A 21,227-nucleotide genomic window follows, 5' to 3' on the forward strand; every position below is an offset into this window, starting at 1 on the left:
GAAAAAGAAAAATGGCACACCCGACGTTGCTGGGCTGCTTTTGCTGCGCCGGCCACAGGCCGGCGCAGCAGCACCCGTTTAGAACCGCTGTTTAATAGGTTCATCACTGTTCAGGTTGCCGTTGGCCTGCGCTTCCCCGCAGGTGGTGGGGCCAAAGGCCACCACTTTGCCGTCGCTGTTTCTGAAGCCGACGTAGAACGGCGTCACGGTGCCGTTCGGCAAGCGGTGGTTATAGTCGTGGCACACCCCCAGGCCGTTCAGCGTCGGCCGGGTGGCGATCGGCGCGCCGAAATCCCGACTGACCGAGCGCTTGTCGGCGCCGACGTGAAAGGCCTCGGCGATCTTTTGATCGCGCAGCAGGCTGAAGGTATCGCAGCCGGTTAACAACAGGCTCACCGCCACAACGGTACTCCCTAACCCTTTACTCATTTTTCACTCCCTCTATATATATTGAATCTGGCGGCAATCACGCTGTTTTGCCGGGTAAACGTCGGCGAGCGCCCAAGGGCGTGCCTGCTCGCAAGAGCATTAAAAAAGAGAAGCCATACAAATTAATGATTCAACGAATGAGATAACCGCCCCATCGCCGTGGAAAGAACCGGATGGCGACGCGTTACAGTTTGCGGATCACATTGCCAATCAGGCATTTCACGGCGTTGACTTGCGCCGTCAGCCCCGGCTTGTCGGCGGGAAACACGCCGTCCAGCGCTGCGGTACCGACGGTGAAGCCAACCGCATTGCCCGTCACCACGGCGGCGATGCGCTCTTCCCGGTCGATAGACCCGGCGATATAAACCGGTTTGTCGACCGCATCGCACACCCGCCGAATCAACGTCGGCACGTCGCCGGCAAAGCGGTAGGCCAACAGATCCAGCCCTGTCACGCCCGGTAAAGCGGCGCGCTGGCGGGCGCTGGCGACAATATCGTCAATGTCACCTTCCAGCACGCTGGGGTGGCCGCTGATGCGGCCGGCGAACGGGTAGTAGCGAAGGCCAGACTGACGAATGATCGGCAGCACGCTTTCCGGGCGCGTTCCCCCCATCAATACATCAACGCCCAATTCCAGCGCCGCGCGCGCCGAATTCATCTCGCTTTCCTCATCCAGGCTGACCACTTCCAGGTACGCGGTGGCGCCGCCGGCGTGGATCGCCTGCGCCAACTGTTTGAGTTGATCCAGCGGCAGGCCGATATCCTTAAAGCCGATATGCTTCACGCCGGCAGCCAGCACTTCTGGCAGCCGCGCTTGCGCATCGGGCACCGTGCTGTCGTTGCGCGTCAGCATGAAAATAAACTCGGGTGTGTGCATGGTGTTTCCTTATTGTCTTCAGGTGATATGAGTTATTGGGCGCGCAGCATTTTTTCCGCCTGCCGGAAGGCGTACAGCAGGCTGGCGTGTTCCGCCCGTCCGCTGCCCGCAATATCGAACGCCGTACCGTGGTCGACCGAGGTGCGGATAAACGGCAGGCCGACGGTGACGTTAACGCCGTGATCCACCCCGAGATATTTCACCGGGATCAGGCCCTGGTCGTGATATTGGGCGACCACAATGTCGAACTCCCCGCGCCGGGCGCGCATGAAAACAGTATCGCCGGGCCAGGGGCCGCTGACGTCCAACCCCTGTTCCCGCGCCAGGGCGATGGCGGGTACGATGACGTCAAGATCTTCGCGGCCGAACAGGCCGTTTTCACCGGCGTGCGGATTCAGGCCAGCCACCGCAATGCGCGGTTTCGCTATGCCCAACGCCCGGCAGGCCGCTTGCGCCAGATGAAACGCGCGCAGCTCGTTTTCCACGGTCGCCGCGTCGATGGCGTCCCGCAGCGAAACGTGAATGGAAACCAGGATCACCCGCAGCTCGTCATTGGCCAGCATCATGGCGAAGTCCTGGGTGCCCGAGCGCGCCGCCAGGATCTCGGTGTGCCCCGGATAATCGATCCCCGCCAGGCGCATCGCTTCCTTGTTCAACGGCGCGGTGACGATGCCGGCGATGCGCCCCGCCAGCGCCAGATCGATGGCGGCAACCACCCAGGCATAAGACGCCGCGCCCGCGCGCTTATCGAGCCTGCCGAGGGGCAAGTCCGCCGGCAGCGCAACGCCGGCGGAATAGACGGCGGTCTCCCCCCGCCGCCAGGCTTCGTCCCATCCCGCCAGCAAGGCGGGCAGTTCGCGGATAGGCAGCGTCAGCCCCAGACTGGCCGCCGCGCGCGCCAGGGCGCCGGCATCGCCAATCACCACATAAGGCGTGCTCAACCGCTCTATGGCCGCCAGTTTGGCAATGATCTCCGGCCCGATGCCGGCGGGATCGCCCATCGTTATCGCCAGCGGCAAGGTGGAAAGGGTCATCGTTCTTCTCCTTCTCGGTCAGCGCGCAACCGGGTTACGCAGTTCAACAACGTACCGGCCCGGCCGAAACCGCCCGCCTTAGTGGCGAACGGCAGCCTGCGGCCCGGCAGATTTAACAACCCGAAAGGCACGCCGGCTTCCACCTCACCGAACAGCGTCAATGAGCCGGCCGCCATGGCGTCGACGATACGCCGCGCGGTATCGCCGCCGGTCGCCACCAGCCCATCGAAGGCTGGCGTGCAACGGCTGACGACCGCGCCCAGCGCAGCGGCATGGTCCGCCGCACCCGCTCGCGACCGGGGCGACATCAGGCAAACCACATCGGCGCGCGCAAACGCCGTTCGCACCTCTTGCGCTACCGCCTCGGGATCGGCCGCTTCAGGCAGCGTAACCAGCACCGCACCCGCCTGCCGCAGGCTTGCCAGCTGGGCGTCATTCGCCGGATGCAGGCTGCCAATCGCCACCAGCACTTTGCTGGCTCTCAGCGGCGGTTGAGCGGGCGCCGCGTTCTCCTTAGGGGACAACGCACGCGACAGCGCCGCCGCCAGGCCCGGCGATCCCACCCACACCACCGGTTCGGCAATGCCGATCCGCCTCACGACCTCATCCAACTCGCCGTTGTCTGCGGCGTCGAATACCTGAAAACGCGTCGGCTCCAGCCCCGCCATGCGCTCCATGACGTAGCCGGTGACGATCGGGTTCTTCGGATCGCGCGCAAAAGCGGTCTGCTCCAGCGCGACGCCGTCGACGTATTGCCGGCCGCCCACCGTGGTGCGGCCGGCATCCGGGAAGGCCGGCGCGACGATGGCGAGACGGCGCCCGCTGCCCGACAGCGCCCCGCGCGTTTCCGGCCCCAGATTGCCGCGCAGCGTGGAATCGATCGTTTTGTATATGAGGCGCGCCGGCTTCACACTGGCGGCGGCATGGCGAAAACGCCGCTCCGCCTGCTCCGGCGAAACGAAGCGGGAATCTAAATCGAAGGCGACGATCTCCGCGCCCTGCAACGCGGCATCGGGCAGGCGCAGCATGACGCAGGCGCTCAGTCCGCGTGCGGCGAACGGGGCCGCGCCGTCGAGCGCGCTGGTAAGATCATCGGCGAGAATGGCAATCATCGCAGTTACCCGTAAGTGGAAAGTGATGCACACTTTGGCGGATTTGGCTGGCAATAAAAAACGATTTGCGTAGTATCGATGATTGATAAAAACTCAATCAAAAGGGGGCGCAGTGCGTCAACGAAGGTTGCCTAACCTGGCGGTATTACGGGCTTTCGAAGCTACGGTGCGGTACGGCAGCGTGTCGAAAGCCGCCAAATCACTCAACGTCACCGACGGCGCCGTCAGCCGTGCGGTGCGCGAATTCGAGCAGACCCTGGGATTCGCGCTGTTTCAGCGCACCAGCCGCATGGTGCATCCGACGCCGCAGGCGCAAGAGCTGGCGAGCGAGATCGGCCGGGGGCTGGACAACCTGCAATCGGCGATCGACCGCGCCTGTCGGCATCATCAGAATCGCCCGTTGGTGGTCTCCTGCGAGCCGACCTTTCTGATCCGCTGGCTGATCCCGCGACTGGCCGGTTTACAGCAGGCGGTGGGGAAAGAACGCGATCTGCAGCTGGTCTCCGCCGGCGGCGCCGTCGCCTTCTCACGCGAGGGCATCGATCTGGCGATTCGCCGCAACGATTTCCCGATCGCCGACGACGTGATCGCCCGCCCGTTCCTCAAAGAACGGGTCGGCCCGGTTTGCCGCCGAGAGCATGCCGCGGCGGGGCGTGAGTTGCGTGGCACCCTGCTCCACACCGAGACGCGCCCGCACGCCTGGCGCGACTGGTGCGCCCACAGCGGCTTCGAGATCCAGCCGGGCAACGAGCTGCGTTTCGAACATTTCTATCTCAGCCTGCAGGCAGCGGTCGCCGGCGCCGGTATCGGCATCGGCCCTTTGGCGCTGGTGGCGGATGACATCGTCAACGGCGCGCTGGTGGCGCCATATGGCTTTGCGCCTGACGGGACGGATTACGTGCTGATGACCCAGGCCGACGGCCAAGAGGATGCGATATTCTCAACGGTGTTGGATTGGCTGATCGTCATGGGGGAAGAAACCGAACGGGCGGTATTGGCGGGCGGAAAGAAAGCGTAACGGGGAAAAGTCTCCGCCTGCCGCGCAGGGCAAGCGGAGCGGCGTCAGGCGGCGATTACTTCTGCTCGGCCTGGCTTACGGTATCTTCGGCTTTCCAGATGCGGTATTTCACTTCCGCGTCTTTCGGCGCATACACCACGATCGGCAGGCGGCTGTTGTAGCGCTGCATCGCGGCGTCGCCCAGGTTGGCGGCGATGAATTGCTTGGTCTTGGTGTTGTCCGGGCAGCCCATCATGGTCGAGGCCGGTTCAGAGAGCTTCTCCAGCACCAGATAATCGTAGCCCCAGCCGGACAGGGTTTTGGTTTCCAGCGTGCCGCCGATCATGTGGCGGTTGCAGTCCACCTCCAGCGTCTTGCCGATCAGCAGCTCCACCTTGTAGTTCTCTTCGTGCTCTTGCTTCGGCAGGTAGATCACCTGGCGGTTCATGCCCTTCTCGGCTTTCGGGTAAGGCGCGACCTTTTCCAGCGGCTGTTTGCTGATATCCGCGTCATCGCCAGAGGTAGCCGCCATAGCGCCGGCGGAAACGGCCATCAGCAGGCCGGAAAATACAACGGATGCCTTGTTCATGTTTTATCCCTACACTTTTTGTCAAATAATCCGCCTATAAACTAATACACTACCGCCAAGCCCGCCACAGGTTTAATCTTCTTTACAATAGGCGATAAATAGTGACAATCGCCTGATATCGTCGATTAACCGAAGCAATGGCTCAGTGTTTCTTCAGGTTGGCGATATAGGCCTTCACCACCTGATAAACATAATCCTGGCATGCCAGCCCGGTTTGCGGATCGTATTTGCCCTGATTGGTGATGTTGTTGGACAACACGCGAATGCCGACGAACGGCACCTTGAATTCGGCGGCGATCTGCGCGGCGGAGGCGGTCTCCATCTCTTCGACCGAAGTTTGATAGCTGTCGTGGAAATAGCGAATGCGGTCCAGCTCGCTGTTCCACACGTCGGCCGAGCCGATCACCCCTTCCACGACCTTGCCCTGTCGGTAATCGCCCTTAACGCTTTGCGCAATCGCCAGCAGGTTGGGGTCAGCGGGAAACTGACGCAGGCTGTGCGCCTTTTTGTCCTCGCCGGCGCTGCCTTTGGAAGCCAACAGATCCATCGGCTGCCACTGCCGCGAGTCGCTGCCTGCCCCCAACGCCTTGGCCGGCGTTTTGAACGCCCCGAGATTGACCGAGTATTTGCCCAACACGATGTCATATACTTTCAGTGCCGGATCATGGCCGCCGGCGGTGCCCTGGTTGATGATCGCCACCGGATGGAACTGCGTGGCGGCGATCGCCGTGGCCGCCGCGGCGTTGGACATGCCCTTCAGCGTCTCCGACACCACCACCGGGTAGCCGTCTACGGTGCCGTGCCAAAAGCGCCAGCCGCCAATCTGCTCCTCGCGCGGGTCTTCCAACCGCTGGGCGAAATGTTCCGCCTCCACCGGCATGGCGCCCTGCACCACGATCGGCCCGGCGGCCGCAGGCTGGCCAAAGCTCAGCGGAGAAAAGACCGCACCGGTGGCCGCCAACAGTAAGACACGCGCTTTATTCTGCATCACCACATTCTCATCCCGAAAAAAGCAAACGATTACCTTAGCCGAAGGCGGTGGCCTCGGATAGGGTTTTCTTACCGGCGGACTAAGGTTTTCTTAAGACGGAATGATTACAGTGGCGCTATTCAATCCTGCCACCGAGCCTGCGCGTGAATCCAGAATCGTCATTAAATCAATCCTCAACGGCACCGCAAATTAAGACAACCGCCCTTTACTCCCTGCCGGCATCCTTTTACCGTTGGCAGGTTTTTGGCCTGCTGATCAGCGGCCTGCTGTTCCTGTGGCTCTCCCGCAGCGAACAGCTGGACTGGGCGATCAGCAACCTTTGGTACGATCCCGCCAGCGGGCATTTCCCGTGGCAAAACAATGATTGGCTGGATCTGATCAACCACCGCCTGCTGAAGCAAATAGTGATCGTCGGGGCGGTACTGACGCTGTTTTGGGGCATCTATCGCCGCAGCGCGCGCCTGATCGTCAGCATGTTGCTTCTCGGCATCGGCCCGCTGGTGGTGGGCATTCTCAAGGCCACCAGCGCGCACTCCTGTCCGTGGGATCTGATCGAGTACGGCGGCAAGGCGATGTCCTTCCCGTTGTTCGGTGCGGTGCCGGCGCTTCCGGGCCCCGGCCGCTGTTTCCCCGGCGGGCACGCCTCGAGCGGTTTCGCGGTCATGGCGTTGTTTTTCCTGTTTTATCCGCAGCGCCCGCGCCTGGCCTGGTGGTGCTGGTGCGGCGGCATTGCGCTCGGCATGCTGATGGGCTTTGGTCAGATCATGCGCGGCGCACATTTTCTTACCCATAACCTGTGGGCGGGTTGGTGGGTTTGGTTAAGCCAGTTGGTTATTTATTGGATGGTTAGCGGCTATTGGTGCCGCAAGATGAGGTAACGGTTATGGAGCAGTTAAACCATGTTCTTTTCGCCTGGATCAATGCGACCCCGGCGTCTCCCGAGTGGATGATTGATTTCGCCACCTTTTTGGCGCGCGATCTGATCATTATCGTGCCGCTGCTGATCGTCGGCCTGTGGCTGTGGGGGCCGCAAAGCCAGCTGGTTTCACAGCGCGAAGTGGTGGCGAAAACCACGATCGCGCTGCTGTTCGCCATGCTTGCCGCCTCCACTATCGGCGCGCTGCTGCCGCATGAGCGTCCATTCGTCGCCGGCGTGGGGTATACCTTCCTGGCGCACGCGCCGGACAGCTCGTTCCCGAGCGATCACGGCACCGCCATCTTTACCTTTGCGCTGGCGTTCCTGTTCTGGCACCGAGTCTGGTCCGGTGCGCTGCTGATGATTGTCGCCGTCGGCATCGCCTGGTCACGCGTTTACCTCGGCGTACACTGGCCGCTGGATATGGTCGGCGGTTTCCTGCTCGGCCTGGTCGGCTGCCTGTTCGCCCAGCTGGTGTGGAATCTGTTCGGCGATCCCCTCGCCGACAAGCTGTCGCGCCTGTATCGTTTCCTGTTCGCCTTCGCCATTCGCCGCGGCTGGGTGAAAGAGTAACCGTACAACATGACCGGGGCATTACCGCCCCGTGATTTCACACCGCGCCGGTGGTCACGCAGAACGCACGCGTTTTTCCCGCTCCCAGCATCACCCCCGCCTCACCCTCTGGCACATTCGGGCGGCAGTTCGCCGGCTGAACAAAGGCCAGCAGCCGCCGGTTGCCCTGAACGGCGATGCGCCGCAGGCCATAGTTGAACTGCCCGGTAGCGAAGCGCGTCACATAGCGCCGGCCTTGCGGCGTCAGCATAAAGAACTCGGCCTGATCCACATAGCGCGTCAGATCGTCGGAGCACAGCAGTTCTTGCCCGATCGCATCCCCTAACAAAGCCGGCGTCGGCAGATTCTGGCGGAATACCGCGTCGGGAATGCAATCATAGTTGAGGCGACACACATAGCGCAGCGGCTGCGGCCGCTCGGCCAGGTTAGTGACCTTCATCTCTATGGCGAACTGCGCGCTCTGGGCTGCCAAACGCAGCGCCGGGCCGATGCGCCAACGCCCGCCCAACCGCTCGCCTTCGCCATGCAACGTCAGCTCATCGCCCGTCAGCTGCAGCCACACGCGCTGCATCTGCAGCGGCGCGCCGTCGTGGCTCGGCCAGGCGGGGCAGAACGCCGCGTCGTCAGCGCGCTTTCTCCCGAGACCGCGGGCGCTGCGGCGGCCCGATTTCAATGAATAACCGTCAAACTCGGCGTCCCAAATCGCCAGACCCTCATACGGCAAGACCGTCAGCGCGCCGCGGCAGTTCGCCAGCGTCAGCATCGGCCCGCGTTCTGCGCAGCGATGCGCGCTCACCGCGAAATCCGCATTGCGGAACAGTTCCTGCCGATGCGCCCCGAAAGCTTCAGGATCCAGTTCGATGTTGATCTTCATCTTTTTTCCCTCGACGTTGCGCCCGCGCAGGCCGCGAGCCGCTAAATGTTATTTAAATAACAAAACCCCACCTTTAAGTTATACGTATAACGGCCTGTTCGCGACGATCTCGTCGACATTTTTTAAACATCGCTAGGTTTATCGGTATCTGAATGTTATTATTTTCACATTATCCATCCGGCTTACTGTCTTAACTTCACTAAGGAATCGCGATGACCACCGAAAACATCGATTACGCCAGCTATGTTGACCACACCCTGCTGGCGATGGACGCCACCGAACTGCAGATCGCCAAACTGTGCGAAGAAGCGCAGCAGCACAACTTCTATGCGGTATGCGTCAACTCCGGCTACGTGCCGCTGGCGGCCCAGTTGCTGCAGGAAAGCACTGTGAAAGTCTGCTCGGTGATCGGTTTCCCGCTGGGCGCCGGCCTGACCGTCGCCAAAGCCTTTGAAGCCAAAGCGGCAATCGCCGCCGGCGCGCAAGAGATCGATATGGTGATCAACGTCGGCTGGCTGAAAAGCGGCCTGCTGGACGAAGTGAAAGCCGACATCGCCGCCGTGCGCGAGGTTTGCGCGGCGATCCCGTTGAAGGTAATATTGGAAACCTGCCTGCTCAGCGATGCGCAGATCGTCCAGGTTTGTGAAATGTGTCGCGAACTCGATGTCGCCTTCGTGAAAACCTCTACCGGCTTCAGCACCGGCGGCGCGCGGGAAGAGCACGTCAAACTGATGCGCGAGACCGTGGGCAGCGAAATGGGCGTGAAAGCTTCCGGCGCCGTGCGCGATCGCGCCACCGCCGAGAAGATGATCAACGCCGGCGCCACGCGTATCGGCACCAGCTCCGGCGTCGCCATCGTATCCGGCGCCCAGCCGGCGGCGGGCAGCTACTGATCGTCGGCATGCCCTGACGGGCATAGCCAATACACAACGATGCGGGACAATACGGGCGGCCAATGCGGCCCGATATTGCCCCGCATCGTTGTGTTTAACGCCGGAAACGCCGGCACGCCCTTTACCTCTACTACCTGTGGGAAGACGGATCTATGGAAACGCGGCGCGAAGAACGTATCAACCGGTTAGTTCAGGCGTTAAAACGCGCTGACAAGATCCACCTGAAAGAAGCCGCCGTGCTGCTGGGGGTCTCGGAGATGACCATTCGCCGCGATCTGAGCGCCGAACCGGCGGCGGTGGTGCTGCTCGGCGGCTACGTGGTGACCGATCCACGCAGCAACGGCGTAACCAACTACTTCGTTTCCGATCAAAAAGCCAAGCAGGTGACGGAGAAACGGCGCATCGGCCTGCTGGCGGCCCCCTTGATCAATGAAAACGACACGGTGTTTTTCGACTGCGGCACCACCACCCCGGCGATCATCGACGCCATCGCCGACGAGCTGATCTTCACCGCCGTGTGTCATTCGCTGAACACCTTCCTGGCGCTGCAGGACAAACCGAACTGCAAAGCGGTCCTGTGCGGCGGTGAGTTCAAGCCGAACAACTACATCTTTTCCAGCGTCGGCGGCCGCAACGAGCTCGATCACATCTGCCCGAACATCGCCTTTATCTCCGCCGCCGGCCTCAGCCTGCAGCATGGCGCCACCTGCTTCAACTTCGACGAGCTGGAGATGAAGCATCGCGCCATGGCGATGGCGCAGCAAAAGATCCTGGTGGCGGATCACAGCAAGTTCGGCAAAACCAAACCGGCCTGCATCGGCCCGCTGACGCAGTTCGATCGGGTGATCAGCGACCGCCAACCGGACGCCGACTTCATGGCGTTCTTCAACGACAACGCCATCGCTACCCGCTATTAATTCGCCTTCTGCGCCGTCGAAACCGACGGCGCACCGCTGCAATCCCCTTCTTTCCCCGCCCGAAAATGAACAAATAATGCGCAATCGATTCGCGTTTTTCGCTTATCCGCACGCAACATCAGGTTAATAAAATGCAACAGGTCACCCGGGTGATTATTTTCTCGCAGGCTAAACCCGCTGCCGGCTGGGTAAATTAACGACTATTTATGGCTTTTATATGATAAATCGCGCCAAAGGCCGCGATGTTTAAATAAACGGCGGTTTAAGCGGTTGCAGCAAATATCGCCAATACCTGTTAGGCATCTGTTATTTATATGATGAATGGTTACGCATTTCTATCCGCTAACCACGTAAGTAATTTCCCTTCGTTATTAACGGCGATTTTCATTAAAAACTATTTAAAAACAAATCGATGAATGAAATTTTACTTAAAAATACAATGTGATCCACATCACTAAAACTGCTTAATCCGGGTTTTTCGCTAGATCCAAAACCACGCATAAAATATATTGCTCGGCTTGCTGCTGAGCACAGCGCTTTATCCGGCTAATTATTGTACAAACCGCATAATCGCAGAAATTATTATGAGAGCGTTCTCAGCACAAAATCTTACACAAATGTGCAACAAATGCGCGAAAAATCGATAAAAAAGCAGATAACTGCACATATTGCGCATTTGAGAGCAGGATCACGGTTGTTTCTACTGTAAATCGTTATCTTGCCGCCAACAAAAATCGACAGGCAAAGACCTGTCGGCAGCGGTAACGACTTTTATCGCCCGTGACGGTGAAAAGTCTTTAGTGAATTACCCGGCGCTGTGCCTTGGTAATGAACACAATAAACAACCAGGGGGACGCCAAAACATCCCCGCAAGCAACACCTGATTCTTACCGCAAGCGTTGCCTGAATAGGACGTTTGACGGTTTAACCTTAAGTTTTGCCTTTTAATTTTAAATTCGTGTTCACTTCGGAGATATTTATGGACACTACACAGACCGGCACAATTGCCTCTGCGGCCTCGGGCTCCAGCAGTACCTGGCGTAAAACGGATACCATGTGGATGTTGGGCCTGTATGGCACCGCCATCGGCGCAGGCGTCCTGTTCTTGCCAATCAACGCCGGCATCGGCGGTTTGATTCCTCTGATCATCATGGCCATCATCGCTTTTCCGATGACCTTCTTTGCCCACCGCGGCCTGTGCCGTTTCGTTCTGTCCGGCAAGAATCCCGGTGAAGACATCACCGCCGTGGTAGAAGAGCACTTCGGCATCACCGCCGGTAAACTGATCACCCTGCTGTACTTCTTCGCCATCTACCCGATTCTGCTGGTTTACAGCGTGGCGATCACCAACACCGTCGACAGCTTCATCACCCACCAGTTGGGTATGACGTCGCCACCGCGCGCCATCCTGTCGCTGATCCTGATCGTCGGCCTGATGACCATCGTGCGCTTCGGTGAGCAGGCCATCGTGAAAACCATGAGCATCCTGGTCTTCCCGTTCGTCGCGGTGCTGATGCTGCTGGCGGTGTATCTGATCCCTAACTGGACCGGCGCCATCTTCGAAAACGTGTCGCTGTCCGGCAGCGGTACCGGCATGGGCCACGGCCTGATCATGACCCTGTGGCTGGCGATCCCGGTAATGGTGTTCTCCTTCAACCACTCGCCGATCATCTCCGCCTTCGCCGTCGCCAAACGCGAAGAGTACGGCGCAGACGCCGAGAAGAAATGCTCCCGCATTCTGGCCTACGCACACATCATGATGGTGCTGACCGTAATGTTCTTCGTGTTCAGCTGCGTGCTGAGCCTGACGCCGGAAAACCTGGCGGAAGCCAAGGCGCAGAACATCTCGATTCTGTCTTACCTGGCTAACCACTTTAATAACCCGATGATCGAGTACATCGCGCCGGTTATCGCCTTCGTCGCCATCACCAAATCGTTCCTGGGCCACTACCTGGGCGCGCGTGAAGGCTTCAACGGCCTGGTTGCCAAGTCGATGAAGAGCCGCGGCAAAACCGTCAGCACCGCCAAGCTGAACCGCATGACCGCTATCTTCATGCTGGTGACCACCTGGATCGTCGCCACCCTGAACCCAAGCATCCTGGGCATGATCGAAACCCTGGGCGGCCCAATCATCGCCATGCTGCTGTTCCTGATGCCAATGTATGCCATCCGTAAAGTGCCTGCCATGCGCAAGTACAGCGGCCACATCAGCAACGTGTTCGTGGTTGTGATGGGTCTGATCGCCATCTCTGCTATCGTGTTCAGCCTGCTCGGCTAATCACGTCCGGCCGGCGCCGCTGCGCGCCGGCCCTCCCGCACTCCCCCATTTCCCGTATTCACCGCCTGAAACCTGAAGAAGGAGGCGAGACCATGGTCAGCGTTTTCGATATTTTCAAAATTGGCATCGGCCCATCCAGTTCCCACACCGTTGGCCCGATGAAAGCCGGCAAACAGTTCGTCGACGATCTGATCGCCCACCAGCAGTTGCAGGACACCACCCGCGTGGTGGTCGACGTGTACGGTTCGCTGTCGTTGACCGGTAAAGGCCACCACACCGATATCGCCATCATCATGGGCCTGGCCGGCAACCTGCCGCACGACGTGGACATCGACAGCATTCCCGGTTTTATTCGCGACGTCGAACAGCGCGGCCGCCTGCCGCTGGCCAACGGCCATCACGAGGTGGATTTCCCGCAGCACGGCGGCATGAATTTCCACAGCGACAACCTGCCGCTGCACGAAAACGGCATGCGCATCCGCGCCTTCGCCGGTGAGCGCCTGCTGCACAGCAAAACCTATTACTCGATCGGCGGCGGTTTCATCGTCGACGAAGAGCACTTCGGCCAGTCCGCCGAGGGCGCCACGCCGGTGCCCTACCCGTTCAAATCGGCGCACGATCTGCAGCAGCATTGCAAAGACACCGGGCTGTCGCTGTCCGGCCTGGTGATGCAGAACGAGCTGGCGCTGCGCAGCAAGGCCGATATCGACGCGCACTTCGCCGACGTCTGGCAGGTGATGAGCGCCGGTATAGAGCGCGGCATCAACACCGAAGGCTTGCTGCCAGGCCCGATGAAGGTGCCGCGTCGCGCCGCCGCGCTGCGCCGCATTCTGGTGACCGGAGACAAGAACAATATCGACCCGATGAACGTGGTCGATTGGATCAACATGTTCGCGCTGGCGGTCAACGAAGAAAACGCCGCCGGTGGCCGCGTGGTCACCGCGCCGACCAACGGCGCCTGCGGCATCATTCCTGCGGTGCTGGCTTACTACGACAAGTTCATCCGCCCGGTGAACGCCAACTCCTACACCCGTTACTTCCTGGCGTCCGGCGTGATTGGCGCGCTGTACAAGATGAACGCCTCGATCTCCGGCGCCGAAGTGGGCTGCCAGGGGGAAGTGGGCGTGGCCTGTTCGATGGCGGCCGCCGGGTTGACCGAGCTGCTGGGCGGCAGCCCGGCGCAGGTGTGCATCGCGGCGGAGATCGCCATGGAGCACCATTTGGGGCTGACCTGCGATCCGCTCGCCGGCCAGGTTCAGGTGCCCTGCATCGAGCGTAACGCCATTTCCGCCGTCAAGGCGGTCAACGCCGCACGCATGGCGATGCGCCGCACCAGCGAACCGCGAGTTTGTCTGGATAAGGTGATCGAAACCATGTACGAAACCGGCAAAGACATGAACGCCAAATACCGTGAAACCTCACAGGGCGGGCTGGCGATCAAGGTCGTGGCCTGCAACTGACCGCCACGGCGAGGCACTTAAGGCGCCGGCCGCTCCGATTGGGCCGGCGCCGTCTCAGTGCTGCGCCTTCCCTACCGCAATGCCAGGCTGAATGCCGGCCCGCGCCCCCACGGTGCCGGGACGGGCGCTGTGCCGCAGCCAGCCGTAAAGTTCGGCATTACGCCGGAACCCCATCTTGCGCATAACGCTCATCTTGTGATTGCTGACGGTTTTCACGCTGATGTCCAGCATCCGTGCGATTTGCGTCACTCCCATCTCCCGCGTCATGCAGCGCATGATCTCCTGTTCGCGCAGCGTCAGTCCTCGGTGCTGGCATACGCAGTTCATGCCACAACTCGGCCTGCCCGGCCATTTGCTGCGCCGCTCCAACTCGGCGTTCACCTGATACAGCGCCGATACCAGCGGCGTATCGTGGTAGATGACGCCGGCCTCCAGCGCGCAGCGGGTGCCGGCGGTGCGTTTATGCCGCCCCTCCGGCGTTCGCAACGAGAAATACAGCGTTTGGCGCCCCGCAGCCTGCGCCTCAAAGAAGTGACAAAAACAGCTTTGCACGCCGGGAGGAAAATAGCAGAACACCAGATCGGCTTCGTGAACCTGCTGCGCATCCAGTAACAGCGTGCGCTTGCCGTAAGTGCTGAAGTGCAGCGCCAGAGCCTCCTGCCAACCGGCGCTGAAGTAGCGATTTTCATCAAATAGCGCGATTTTTATCATGGTGTTCATCCCTGCCCTCCCGCCGTGTCGGCTTCCCGTTTAACCGCCTTGGCACCCTTTGCCGGTGCCTGACTGTTGTCGATGCGTAATTCATAAATCATGGTGGCGTTGGGCGGCACCTTCGGCGGATAGCCGGTTTCGCCGTAGGCCAGCGCCGGCGGCACGACCATCGTCAGCGAACCGTGGTTATGCAGATGGCTTATCGCCTCCCGGAACAGTGGCGGATATTCGGACAGCGGTTGCGACAGCACCTTGCCGCTCAGTTCCATATCCTGGATCACCGTGCCGTCGGTCAGTTTCTCCTTCACCACCACATCGACCACCGCCGTTGGCGCCAACGCCCCCTCCCCGGCGTAATCCACCCGATACCAGAAGCCCATCGCCGACGGCTTAACGCCCTTTTGTTGACGGAACTGCGCCAGGTAATCTTCGTCACGCCGCCGCTGTTCGTTAACGCGTTTCTCACGCGCGGCCACGGCGGCGGCATCCGCCTGCGCCGTCAGCGCATTCAGTTCATCCGGCGGCAGCTGCAAACGCCCCGACACGCTATCGATGACGCCCGCCAACAGGCTGTCGCGATCCACCGGTACGCCCCAGCTTTGACGCTCCGCCACTACCCCCTGAATGTCGCGCCCCAGCGCACTGCCCGCCGCGTAGGACAAACGCTTGCGTTTATCCTTCAACTGCTCCGGCGTCATCTCCCATTGCAGCCGCTGATGCAGCGCCAACAGCGCCTCGCGCGCCTGCTGGGTCGCCTTCTGCTCAGCGGCTCGCTTCTGCTCACTCGCTTCCAACGCGGCGCGCAGAGCGTGCAGCGCCTCCTGGTGCTCGCGCTGGCGTTGTGCAAGCGTCTGTGCCGATGCCTGTGCGGCGGACTCCAGCTCGCTGGCGCGCCGTTCGGCCTGCATCGCCGCCGCTTTGGTTTTGGCGGTTTCCTGCGTCGCCTGACGCAGCAGCGCCTCGGCGCGCTGGGCATCGGGCGAACCGCGCCAGGCGGCGCCCAGCCCGGCGATCCACTGCTGCAGCGTTGACGAATCAGGCAACGTCGCGACGGGTGGCGCCGCTTTCTCCGCCCGCAGCGCGGCAAGTTCCTGGCGCAACATCGTCAGTTCCATTCGCTGGCGCGCCAGCTGTTGGTCACGCGCCAATAATGCCTGGCTCAGCGTAAAAGCTTTGGCCGGTGAAGCCGGCTGGTGGGTGTCCAACGGGCGCTTCGCCGGCTCACGCTTTTTTTGCCCCGACGCGCGGTCGGCGGGCGCCGCGTTTTCGCTCTTCGGCCCGGTGCTCTGCCGTTGATACTGTTCGGCAAACTGCAGCAGCGCCGGCACGCCGTCGTCCGCCTGCGCAACGCCGGTGAACAGCAGAGCGACACAGCCGAACAGACGCAGCCTCATTTAACCTGCTCTCCGCGATCCGCCAGCCCGGTCAACACCGCCTGATTCACCCCGGCGCACAGATAGTTGACCTTGTAGCGATACAGCGCATCCACCGTCTCCTGCGTGTCGCCGTTTACCCGGGCGCGCAGATTGGCGTACTGCGAAGCGCCGCTCATCAGGCTGTCGAAGGCCTGTTTATAGCGCTGATATTGTTTCTCGTTGATGGTGCGCAATGCGCCCAGTTGCTGCTGGCACTGCTGCAGCTGCTCGGCCTCACGCTGCTTGCGCAAAGCCTCTTCTGACGGCGCTTGCACAGCCTGATTTTGGGTGTTCACGGCGGGTTTGCCCGATTTTTGGTTTTGACAGGCGGCGGCGCTCAACGCCAACAGGCACAGCAGGCCCATGCGCAGGGTGCGATTGAGGGGCTTTATCATCATTGCGTTTTTTGTCCTTGTAGACGCTTATTCGTATTCCAGCGTAAAAGTGGCCACCGCGCTGAAGGTGCCGCGGCCGATGGTCTTCGTTTGGATAGCCTCCGGTTCCCCCTGCACATAGGCCTGCAGCGTGAGCGTGGTGTTGCCGGCATTCAGGCGGAATTTATCGCTGGCGCGATTGAGCGGCAGCGCCTTGCCGCTGCTGTCCTCCAGCCCGATGCCGATCCCCGAGGCCAGGCTGCCGGCATCCAGCGCCAGCAGGCCGGGCAGTTTGGCGTTCTCGGTGCCGGTAAACGTAATGGCCACCGTATTGCCCAGGCTGAGATCGCACTCGGTCAGGTGCAACGCGAAGGTTTGGCTATGGGTGCGGGTGTTCAGATACAGGTATTTGTCGACGATGGTGCCGAAATCCAGTTGGATATCCTCATCTCCCGGCTGAATGACGCACGGCTCGGCCACCAGCGTCCCGTGAAAGCGCATGTTTTCCGCCGCGTCCGCCGGCGGCGCCATCATGCCGGCCACCATGACCATGCCTGCCCCCAACAGCGCGCTCCGGCGCCGGTTTGTCTCTGTCGCGCGCATGACGCCACTCCCTTTGGTTAGGCTTGCGCCGGCTCGGCGCAAGCGGCGTATTAGTCGTAATAAAGGCGGAAATCGATCGCCGCACGGTAGGCGCCGGCGCTCAGCGTCGCCGGGGTGCGCACCGGCGTCACCGTATACGTCAGGGTGTTTTGCCCCGGCGTCAGCAAGATCGGTTTGTTACGCGCGCCGAGGCGCACCGGCAGGCCGCTGGCATCCGCCAACTGCAGCCCCAAGCCGGTAACGCCGGCGACCCTGACCAGGCTCGGCGCGTCGTCATCCGTCGGCGCGGCAAACGCCACGGACACCGCAGGCTGGCTGCCGCTCCAGGCCAGCACCCCGGTCCAGGCGTCGCGGTTGCTCGCCGGCGCCCGCAGGCAGTCTTTCAGCGTCAGCTCGAACGCCACCGGCGTGCCGCGATCGCCCGGGCGCTGAAAATGCGCCGTTCCCGTCTCCCCCAGCCACACTTCCTGACGAGCGGTGGTCATTTCCAGACTGCAGGCGCTTTCCGTCAACGCGCCGTAGACGTGGAGCGTGCCGTTCGCGCCCTCCACCTCCCAGTTGTCCACCGCCCGAGCCGGCGGCATCAGCACCAGCATCGTGCCCACCGTCAGCGGCACCATCAGCGCGGCCAACACCGTCAGGCCGATAGTGCGTCGCTGATGACGTTCATAGGCTTTTCCCAACAGCATGGGGATATTTCGTTGCATGATTCGTTCACTCCGCTGTGTTCACTCTGTCTTCCCTGCTGGCGTGCGGCTCGTCATTTAGCGACCGGCACGACCTGGCAGGCATTGCCGGCGCAGCGGAAGTTCAACTGCGGCCGCCCACCGTAATCGTTGATGTACGCCAGCGACGGCCCGTTGCCGAGGCTCGCGGCGGAGACGTTCAGCGGGGCGCTGGCCTTCGGCGCCACCATCAGCGGTTCAAAGCCCGCCGCCCCTTTCCCGCCCTTGCCGGCGCTCACCTCAACGATCGTCACGTAATACGGGGTCGGGTTGTTCACCACGTACTTGTCGCCCTGCCGGGTCAGCGTCAGCTGCTCCTGCCACGGTGCGGCATTCTTTTTCGGGGCGAGCGCCGCCGGGCGATAAAACATTTTGATGCGCGTCTGCAGCGCTATCTGCAGCGTGTTCGGCTTATTGCTGCGCGGCGGGATCTCGCGCAGGTTGAAGTAATACAGCGTCTCCCTGTCCTGCGGCAGCTGACGCGCCGCCGGCAGCGACTGGATCTTCACCTGGCTCGGTTTGCCCGGTTCCACCCGCTGCACCGGCGGCAGCACGGTGAAAGGGCTTTGGATCTTGTTGCCGCGATCGTCTTCGATCCATCCCTGCGCCAGATACGGCAACTGTTTGTTCTGGTTACTGATGTTAAGACTGACCGTTTTCAGGTCGCCGTCGAAAATCACGCGCGTGCGATCCAGCGCGATGGCCGCATGGGCGGGCAGGCTGACCGCGCCGATCGTCAACGCGGCGGCGAGCGGGCCCACAAGGAAAACGGTCTTTCTGGTCATAGTCAGATTCATCATGTCTTCACGGTTCCAGTCGGCCGGAAGCGGACGAGCCCGCCCCGGCGGTTTAGCGGCGGAGCGCACTCCGCCGGGTGTATGTCAGTTGGCGTCGGCCGCCGGCTTGTCGCCGGCAAGAGGACGGCAAGGCAGCAGCAACGTGTTCATCAACATTTCGGCCGGCAGCGGCGCCGGCAGCTGGATTTCACACTGCGCCGCGCCGTTCCAGTGCACGCTCATGCGCTCACCGGGATTGAGGCCGGACAGGTAAACGCTGCCGCCGTCATTGATGATGCCGGTCTCCTGTTTGCGGGCATTCAGCACCGTGGCGCCGAACGGCGGCTCGCTGCCGTCCGCCAGCTTGACGATCGCCATCGCCTTCTCGCCGGCAATCACCTCAAACTTGCGGTAGCCGATGGCCCCCTCGGTCAACGTGGCCTGCACCACCGAACGCGTCGCCTCGACGTTGTCGCTCAGGCTGTTGAGATCGATACTGGCCTTGTTGCGGTAGTAGCTGTTTACATCCGCCACCACCGCCTTGCCGTAACGGTTGGTCAGCACCGTACTGCCGTAGCCACGCACCGGCACACCGGCGACGCCTTCGGTATCGAGCAGCAAACGCGTGCCACCCGGCGTATTGACGCGGTGCAGCACCGCCCCTTCCGCCGCCATTGTCAGGCCGCCCTGCGCGCCGATACCGACGGCGCTGTAGCGGCCGGCCTGGTAGCTGGCGTTGGCGTTGATCTGCGCCATGTCGCCCTGATGGCTGTAATAGCCGCTGGCCGTCGCTCCGCTGCGTGCGGCGCCTGCGCTGATCTGATAGTTGTTGTGTTCATCGACCCGGTTGTAGTACCCGACCCGGTGGGCGTTCTCTTCGCGATCGAGCGTCATGTTGTAACTGAGCGTGCCCGCGCTGCCCCAGGGCAGCGACAGCGACAGATACATCCCGTCGTCGTTGCGCTCGTTGTAACGGTTGCGATAGGCCGACAGCGACACGCTGACGTTTTTGAAATCGCCGATGTCGAAGTAGCGCGACACCATCAGGTTGTAACGATCGTTCGGCGCCCGATCCCAGTAGGTTTGGTGGCTGTAGTTGAGATAGGTGCTCAGCCCCAGATCGCGGAACTGTTTGTTGAAGGTGATGGTGTACATCTCCTTGCTCTTGCCGCTGCGCCCCCCTTCGTAACGCGCATCCAGGTAGTCCCCCATGCTCATGAAGTCTTCCTGAGAGAAGCGGTAACCGGCGAAGGTGACCTGGCTGTCGTATTCATCGAAGTTCTTCGAATAGCTCAGCCGGTACGAACCGCCGGTCAGCGTGCCATCCTGCGGCAGACGCGCACGCGACTGCGTGGCATCGAACGACAGCGCCCCCAGCGCCATCAGATCGCGCCCGATCCCCAGCGACAGCGCGTTGTAATCGCCGCCGGCGATGCCCCCGCCGTACAGCGACCAGCCGTTGCTGATCCCCCAGGAGAACTCGCCGGTGCCGAACATCGGCCCGCGCAGATGGTGCCCCCACTCCGACGGCTTGCCCGTCGCCAGCTTGTAACGCACCGTACCCGGCCGCGTCAGATAAGGGATGTTGGCGGTGTTCATCTTGAACTCCTGCACGCTGCCGTCCTGCTCTTCGACGCGCACGTCCAGCTCGCCGGAAACCGCATCGTTGATGTCCTGAATGCGGAACGGCCCCGCCGCCACCTGCGTTTCATACAGCACGCGCCCCTGCTGGCTGACCACCACCTTGGCGTTGGTTTTCGCCACGCCGGTCACTTCCGGCGCATAGCCGCGCAGGTTGGGCGGCAACATGCTGTCGTCGGATCGCAGGCTGACGCCGGTAAAGCGCAGGCTGTCGAAAATGTCGGAGTTCAGGTAATCCTCACCCATTGTCAGCCGCGAACGCAGCGCCGGGATCGCCCGGTAGGCGTAATAGCGGCTCCAGTCGAACTGTTTGTCGGTCGGCTGAGAAGAACCGGTCTGATGGTTGAGGTTGGCCTGCCAGTCGGCGCGCAGACGCCAGGCGCCCAGGTTGGCGCCGCCGGTGCCGTTGCCGCTCAGGCTGTAACTGCTGCCGCCCTTCTGATGTTTTTGCGTTTGGGCGTTGACGTTATAGTCAAACAGCAGCCCAGGAATACCGTCATCCCAGCGCGAAGGCGGGTCCCAGTTTTCCGAGCTGTATTCCAGATAGGCCTGAGGAATGTTGAGATACAGTGAGGAGCTGGCAAGATCGCCGCGGGCTTCCATCCCCGCCAGGCTGGAGGCGTCAAGGCAACGGCCGCCGTGCGTCCAGTTCAGCGTGCTTAACAGTTTTTCTTTCAGCCCCAGTTGGTTGACCAACTCCGGCGAAAGACAGGCTTCGCTGCCTTTAGGATCGTTCTCGGGCGCCATAAACGTCACCGGCTGTTCCGGCAGATCGTTCTTATTGACGTGCACCACCATGGTATAAACGCCCGGCATGATGTAGCCGCTGCGCGTGAATTGGCTCAGATCGATATTTTTGCGATCGTTGATGTCCAATACGTCGGTATTGAATTGAATCACGTCGGCGGCATAGACCAACGCGATTGGATTTCCCAGAGAAAGGGCAACGCAAAGCCCCAAGGCCTGAAGACGAAATAACTTCCCTGCCGGTGAAAGCATAATAAAGTCCTTTCAATAACGAATTAACCGTCAGTACGAGAAA

21 protein-coding genes are annotated in these 21,227 nt (G+C 61.3%); 7 read left to right on the plus strand and 14 right to left on the minus strand.

The annotated features are described in order from the left end of the window. Positions 1-78: 78 nt before the first annotated feature. The 4 genes from ACJ8HB_RS03070 to ACJ8HB_RS03085 all read right to left on the minus strand — a co-directional run bounded on the left by ACJ8HB_RS03070 (position 79) and on the right by ACJ8HB_RS03085 (position 3,506). On the minus strand, positions 79-429 hold the full coding sequence (locus tag ACJ8HB_RS03070) for a hypothetical protein (protein WP_141240896.1): 351 nt from the start codon (positions 427-429) through the stop codon (positions 79-81). A gap of 184 nt (positions 430-613) precedes the next feature. Continuing rightward, complete coding sequence (locus ACJ8HB_RS03075; protein ID WP_052133450.1) at positions 614-1,306, minus strand: 4-hydroxythreonine-4-phosphate dehydrogenase; 693 nt, start codon at positions 1,304-1,306, stop codon at positions 614-616. A 32-nt stretch (positions 1,307-1,338) separates the two neighbouring features. Next, positions 1,339-2,340 (minus strand): 4-hydroxythreonine-4-phosphate dehydrogenase PdxA, encoded by a 1,002-nt coding sequence (pdxA, locus tag ACJ8HB_RS03080; RefSeq protein ID WP_094859718.1) that lies wholly within the window; start codon positions 2,338-2,340, stop codon positions 1,339-1,341. Next, the gene (locus tag ACJ8HB_RS03085; protein ID WP_141240895.1) at positions 2,337-3,506 is read right to left on the minus strand and encodes a four-carbon acid sugar kinase family protein; all 1,170 of its coding nucleotides are present in this window, start codon (positions 3,504-3,506) and stop codon (positions 2,337-2,339) included. The genes pdxA and ACJ8HB_RS03085 overlap by 4 nt, the downstream gene beginning before the upstream one ends. Positions 3,507-3,564: 58 nt before the next feature. On the opposite strand from ACJ8HB_RS03085, the gene ACJ8HB_RS03090 reads away from it, so the two are divergent. Beyond that, complete coding sequence (locus tag ACJ8HB_RS03090) at positions 3,565-4,470, plus strand: LysR family transcriptional regulator (protein ID WP_201751706.1); 906 nt, start codon at positions 3,565-3,567, stop codon at positions 4,468-4,470. Between the two features lie 55 nt (positions 4,471-4,525). Here the strand turns inward: ACJ8HB_RS03090 and eco are convergent, their stop codons facing one another. After that, a complete protein-coding gene (gene eco, locus ACJ8HB_RS03095) occupies positions 4,526-5,038 on the minus strand; it encodes a serine protease inhibitor ecotin (RefSeq protein ID WP_033637803.1) in 513 nt (170 codons plus the stop codon). A gap of 142 nt (positions 5,039-5,180) precedes the next feature. Then, complete coding sequence (locus tag ACJ8HB_RS03100) at positions 5,181-6,026, minus strand: 5'-methylthioadenosine/S-adenosylhomocysteine nucleosidase (RefSeq protein ID WP_047568412.1); 846 nt, start codon at positions 6,024-6,026, stop codon at positions 5,181-5,183. A 146-nt stretch (positions 6,027-6,172) separates the two neighbouring features. On the opposite strand from ACJ8HB_RS03100, the gene ACJ8HB_RS03105 reads away from it, so the two are divergent. Then, positions 6,173-6,907, plus strand: coding sequence for a phosphatase PAP2 family protein (locus ACJ8HB_RS03105; protein ID WP_047568414.1), 735 nt, complete (start codon positions 6,173-6,175; stop codon positions 6,905-6,907). Between the two features lie 5 nt (positions 6,908-6,912). Further along, positions 6,913-7,518, plus strand: coding sequence for an undecaprenyl-diphosphate phosphatase (gene ybjG / locus ACJ8HB_RS03110; protein WP_033654636.1), 606 nt, complete (start codon positions 6,913-6,915; stop codon positions 7,516-7,518). Between the two features lie 37 nt (positions 7,519-7,555). On the opposite strand, the gene ACJ8HB_RS03115 is transcribed toward ybjG, so the two are convergent. Further along, entirely contained in the window at positions 7,556-8,392 is an 837-nt protein-coding gene (locus ACJ8HB_RS03115) for a hypothetical protein (protein WP_047568416.1), read from the minus strand. A gap of 212 nt (positions 8,393-8,604) precedes the next feature. Here ACJ8HB_RS03115 and deoC point away from each other — a divergent pair, with 212 nt between their 5' ends. The 4 genes from deoC (at position 8,605) to ACJ8HB_RS03135 (ending at position 13,940) form a co-directional block, all read left to right on the plus strand. Further along, on the plus strand, positions 8,605-9,285 hold the full coding sequence (deoC, locus tag ACJ8HB_RS03120; RefSeq protein WP_033637798.1) for a deoxyribose-phosphate aldolase: 681 nt from the start codon (positions 8,605-8,607) through the stop codon (positions 9,283-9,285). A gap of 152 nt (positions 9,286-9,437) precedes the next feature. Continuing rightward, on the plus strand, positions 9,438-10,202 hold the full coding sequence (deoR, locus tag ACJ8HB_RS03125) for a DNA-binding transcriptional repressor DeoR (protein WP_094859716.1): 765 nt from the start codon (positions 9,438-9,440) through the stop codon (positions 10,200-10,202). 979 nt (positions 10,203-11,181) lie between these two features. Continuing rightward, positions 11,182-12,480, plus strand: a complete 1,299-nt coding sequence (locus ACJ8HB_RS03130) for an HAAAP family serine/threonine permease (protein WP_004938697.1) — start codon at positions 11,182-11,184, stop codon at positions 12,478-12,480. Positions 12,481-12,572: 92 nt separating this feature from the next. Then, positions 12,573-13,940: an L-serine ammonia-lyase gene (locus ACJ8HB_RS03135; RefSeq protein WP_033646691.1), complete on the plus strand. Its 1,368-nt coding sequence runs from the start codon at positions 12,573-12,575 to the stop codon at positions 13,938-13,940. 54 nt (positions 13,941-13,994) lie between these two features. Here the strand turns inward: ACJ8HB_RS03135 and ACJ8HB_RS03140 are convergent, their stop codons facing one another. The 7 genes from ACJ8HB_RS03140 to ACJ8HB_RS03170 all read right to left on the minus strand — a co-directional run bounded on the left by ACJ8HB_RS03140 (position 13,995) and on the right by ACJ8HB_RS03170 (position 21,184). Beyond that, a complete protein-coding gene (locus ACJ8HB_RS03140; protein ID WP_047568419.1) occupies positions 13,995-14,660 on the minus strand; it encodes a response regulator transcription factor in 666 nt (221 codons plus the stop codon). Further along, positions 14,657-16,045, minus strand: coding sequence for an FKBP-type peptidyl-prolyl cis-trans isomerase N-terminal domain-containing protein (locus tag ACJ8HB_RS03145; RefSeq protein ID WP_047568421.1), 1,389 nt, complete (start codon positions 16,043-16,045; stop codon positions 14,657-14,659). The genes ACJ8HB_RS03140 and ACJ8HB_RS03145 overlap by 4 nt, the downstream gene beginning before the upstream one ends. Then, complete coding sequence (locus tag ACJ8HB_RS03150; protein WP_047568423.1) at positions 16,042-16,464, minus strand: hypothetical protein; 423 nt, start codon at positions 16,462-16,464, stop codon at positions 16,042-16,044. The genes ACJ8HB_RS03145 and ACJ8HB_RS03150 overlap by 4 nt, the downstream gene beginning before the upstream one ends. Positions 16,465-16,488: 24 nt before the next feature. Beyond that, entirely contained in the window at positions 16,489-17,043 is a 555-nt protein-coding gene (locus ACJ8HB_RS03155; RefSeq protein ID WP_047568425.1) for a fimbrial protein, read from the minus strand. A 50-nt stretch (positions 17,044-17,093) separates the two neighbouring features. Beyond that, positions 17,094-17,732, minus strand: coding sequence for a fimbrial protein (locus tag ACJ8HB_RS03160; RefSeq protein WP_047568427.1), 639 nt, complete (start codon positions 17,730-17,732; stop codon positions 17,094-17,096). Between the two features lie 71 nt (positions 17,733-17,803). Continuing rightward, positions 17,804-18,568, minus strand: a complete 765-nt coding sequence (locus ACJ8HB_RS03165) for a fimbria/pilus periplasmic chaperone (RefSeq protein ID WP_052133451.1) — start codon at positions 18,566-18,568, stop codon at positions 17,804-17,806. A gap of 81 nt (positions 18,569-18,649) precedes the next feature. Continuing rightward, positions 18,650-21,184 carry an outer membrane usher protein gene (locus tag ACJ8HB_RS03170; RefSeq protein WP_049234301.1) on the minus strand — a complete coding sequence of 845 codons (2,535 nt, stop codon included), beginning with the start codon at positions 21,182-21,184 and terminating at the stop codon, positions 18,650-18,652. Positions 21,185-21,227 lie beyond the last annotated feature (43 nt).

Origin of the sequence: Serratia sp. CY27727, from assembly GCF_052169275.1 — a bacterium.
GTDB classification, from domain to species: domain Bacteria; phylum Pseudomonadota; class Gammaproteobacteria; order Enterobacterales; family Enterobacteriaceae; genus Serratia; species Serratia sarumanii.

What these genes read in the sequence shown, in the direction of transcription:
- ACJ8HB_RS03070 (WP_141240896.1), bottom strand. Translation starts at nt 429, where the DNA reads ATGAGTAAAGGGTTAGGGAGTACCGTTGTGGCGGTGAGCCTGTTGTTA.
- ACJ8HB_RS03160 (WP_047568427.1), bottom strand. Translation starts at nt 17,732, where the DNA reads ATGCTGTTGGGAAAAGCCTATGAACGTCATCAGCGACGCACTATCGGC.
- ACJ8HB_RS03135 (WP_033646691.1), top strand. Translation starts at nt 12,573, where the DNA reads ATGGTCAGCGTTTTCGATATTTTCAAAATTGGCATCGGCCCATCCAGT.
- ACJ8HB_RS03075 (WP_052133450.1), bottom strand. Translation starts at nt 1,306, where the DNA reads ATGCACACACCCGAGTTTATTTTCATGCTGACGCGCAACGACAGCACG.
- ACJ8HB_RS03100 (WP_047568412.1), bottom strand. Translation starts at nt 6,026, where the DNA reads ATGCAGAATAAAGCGCGTGTCTTACTGTTGGCGGCCACCGGTGCGGTC.
- ACJ8HB_RS03170 (WP_049234301.1), bottom strand. Translation starts at nt 21,184, where the DNA reads ATGCTTTCACCGGCAGGGAAGTTATTTCGTCTTCAGGCCTTGGGGCTT.
- pdxA (WP_094859718.1), bottom strand. Translation starts at nt 2,340, where the DNA reads ATGACCCTTTCCACCTTGCCGCTGGCGATAACGATGGGCGATCCCGCC.
- ACJ8HB_RS03155 (WP_047568425.1), bottom strand. Translation starts at nt 17,043, where the DNA reads ATGCGCGCGACAGAGACAAACCGGCGCCGGAGCGCGCTGTTGGGGGCA.
- ACJ8HB_RS03130 (WP_004938697.1), top strand. Translation starts at nt 11,182, where the DNA reads ATGGACACTACACAGACCGGCACAATTGCCTCTGCGGCCTCGGGCTCC.
- ybjG (WP_033654636.1), top strand. Translation starts at nt 6,913, where the DNA reads ATGGAGCAGTTAAACCATGTTCTTTTCGCCTGGATCAATGCGACCCCG.
- ACJ8HB_RS03140 (WP_047568419.1), bottom strand. Translation starts at nt 14,660, where the DNA reads ATGAACACCATGATAAAAATCGCGCTATTTGATGAAAATCGCTACTTC.
- deoR (WP_094859716.1), top strand. Translation starts at nt 9,438, where the DNA reads ATGGAAACGCGGCGCGAAGAACGTATCAACCGGTTAGTTCAGGCGTTA.
- ACJ8HB_RS03150 (WP_047568423.1), bottom strand. Translation starts at nt 16,464, where the DNA reads ATGATGATAAAGCCCCTCAATCGCACCCTGCGCATGGGCCTGCTGTGC.
- ACJ8HB_RS03145 (WP_047568421.1), bottom strand. Translation starts at nt 16,045, where the DNA reads ATGAGGCTGCGTCTGTTCGGCTGTGTCGCTCTGCTGTTCACCGGCGTT.
- ACJ8HB_RS03165 (WP_052133451.1), bottom strand. Translation starts at nt 18,568, where the DNA reads ATGATGAATCTGACTATGACCAGAAAGACCGTTTTCCTTGTGGGCCCG.
- eco (WP_033637803.1), bottom strand. Translation starts at nt 5,038, where the DNA reads ATGAACAAGGCATCCGTTGTATTTTCCGGCCTGCTGATGGCCGTTTCC.
- ACJ8HB_RS03115 (WP_047568416.1), bottom strand. Translation starts at nt 8,392, where the DNA reads ATGAAGATCAACATCGAACTGGATCCTGAAGCTTTCGGGGCGCATCGG.
- deoC (WP_033637798.1), top strand. Translation starts at nt 8,605, where the DNA reads ATGACCACCGAAAACATCGATTACGCCAGCTATGTTGACCACACCCTG.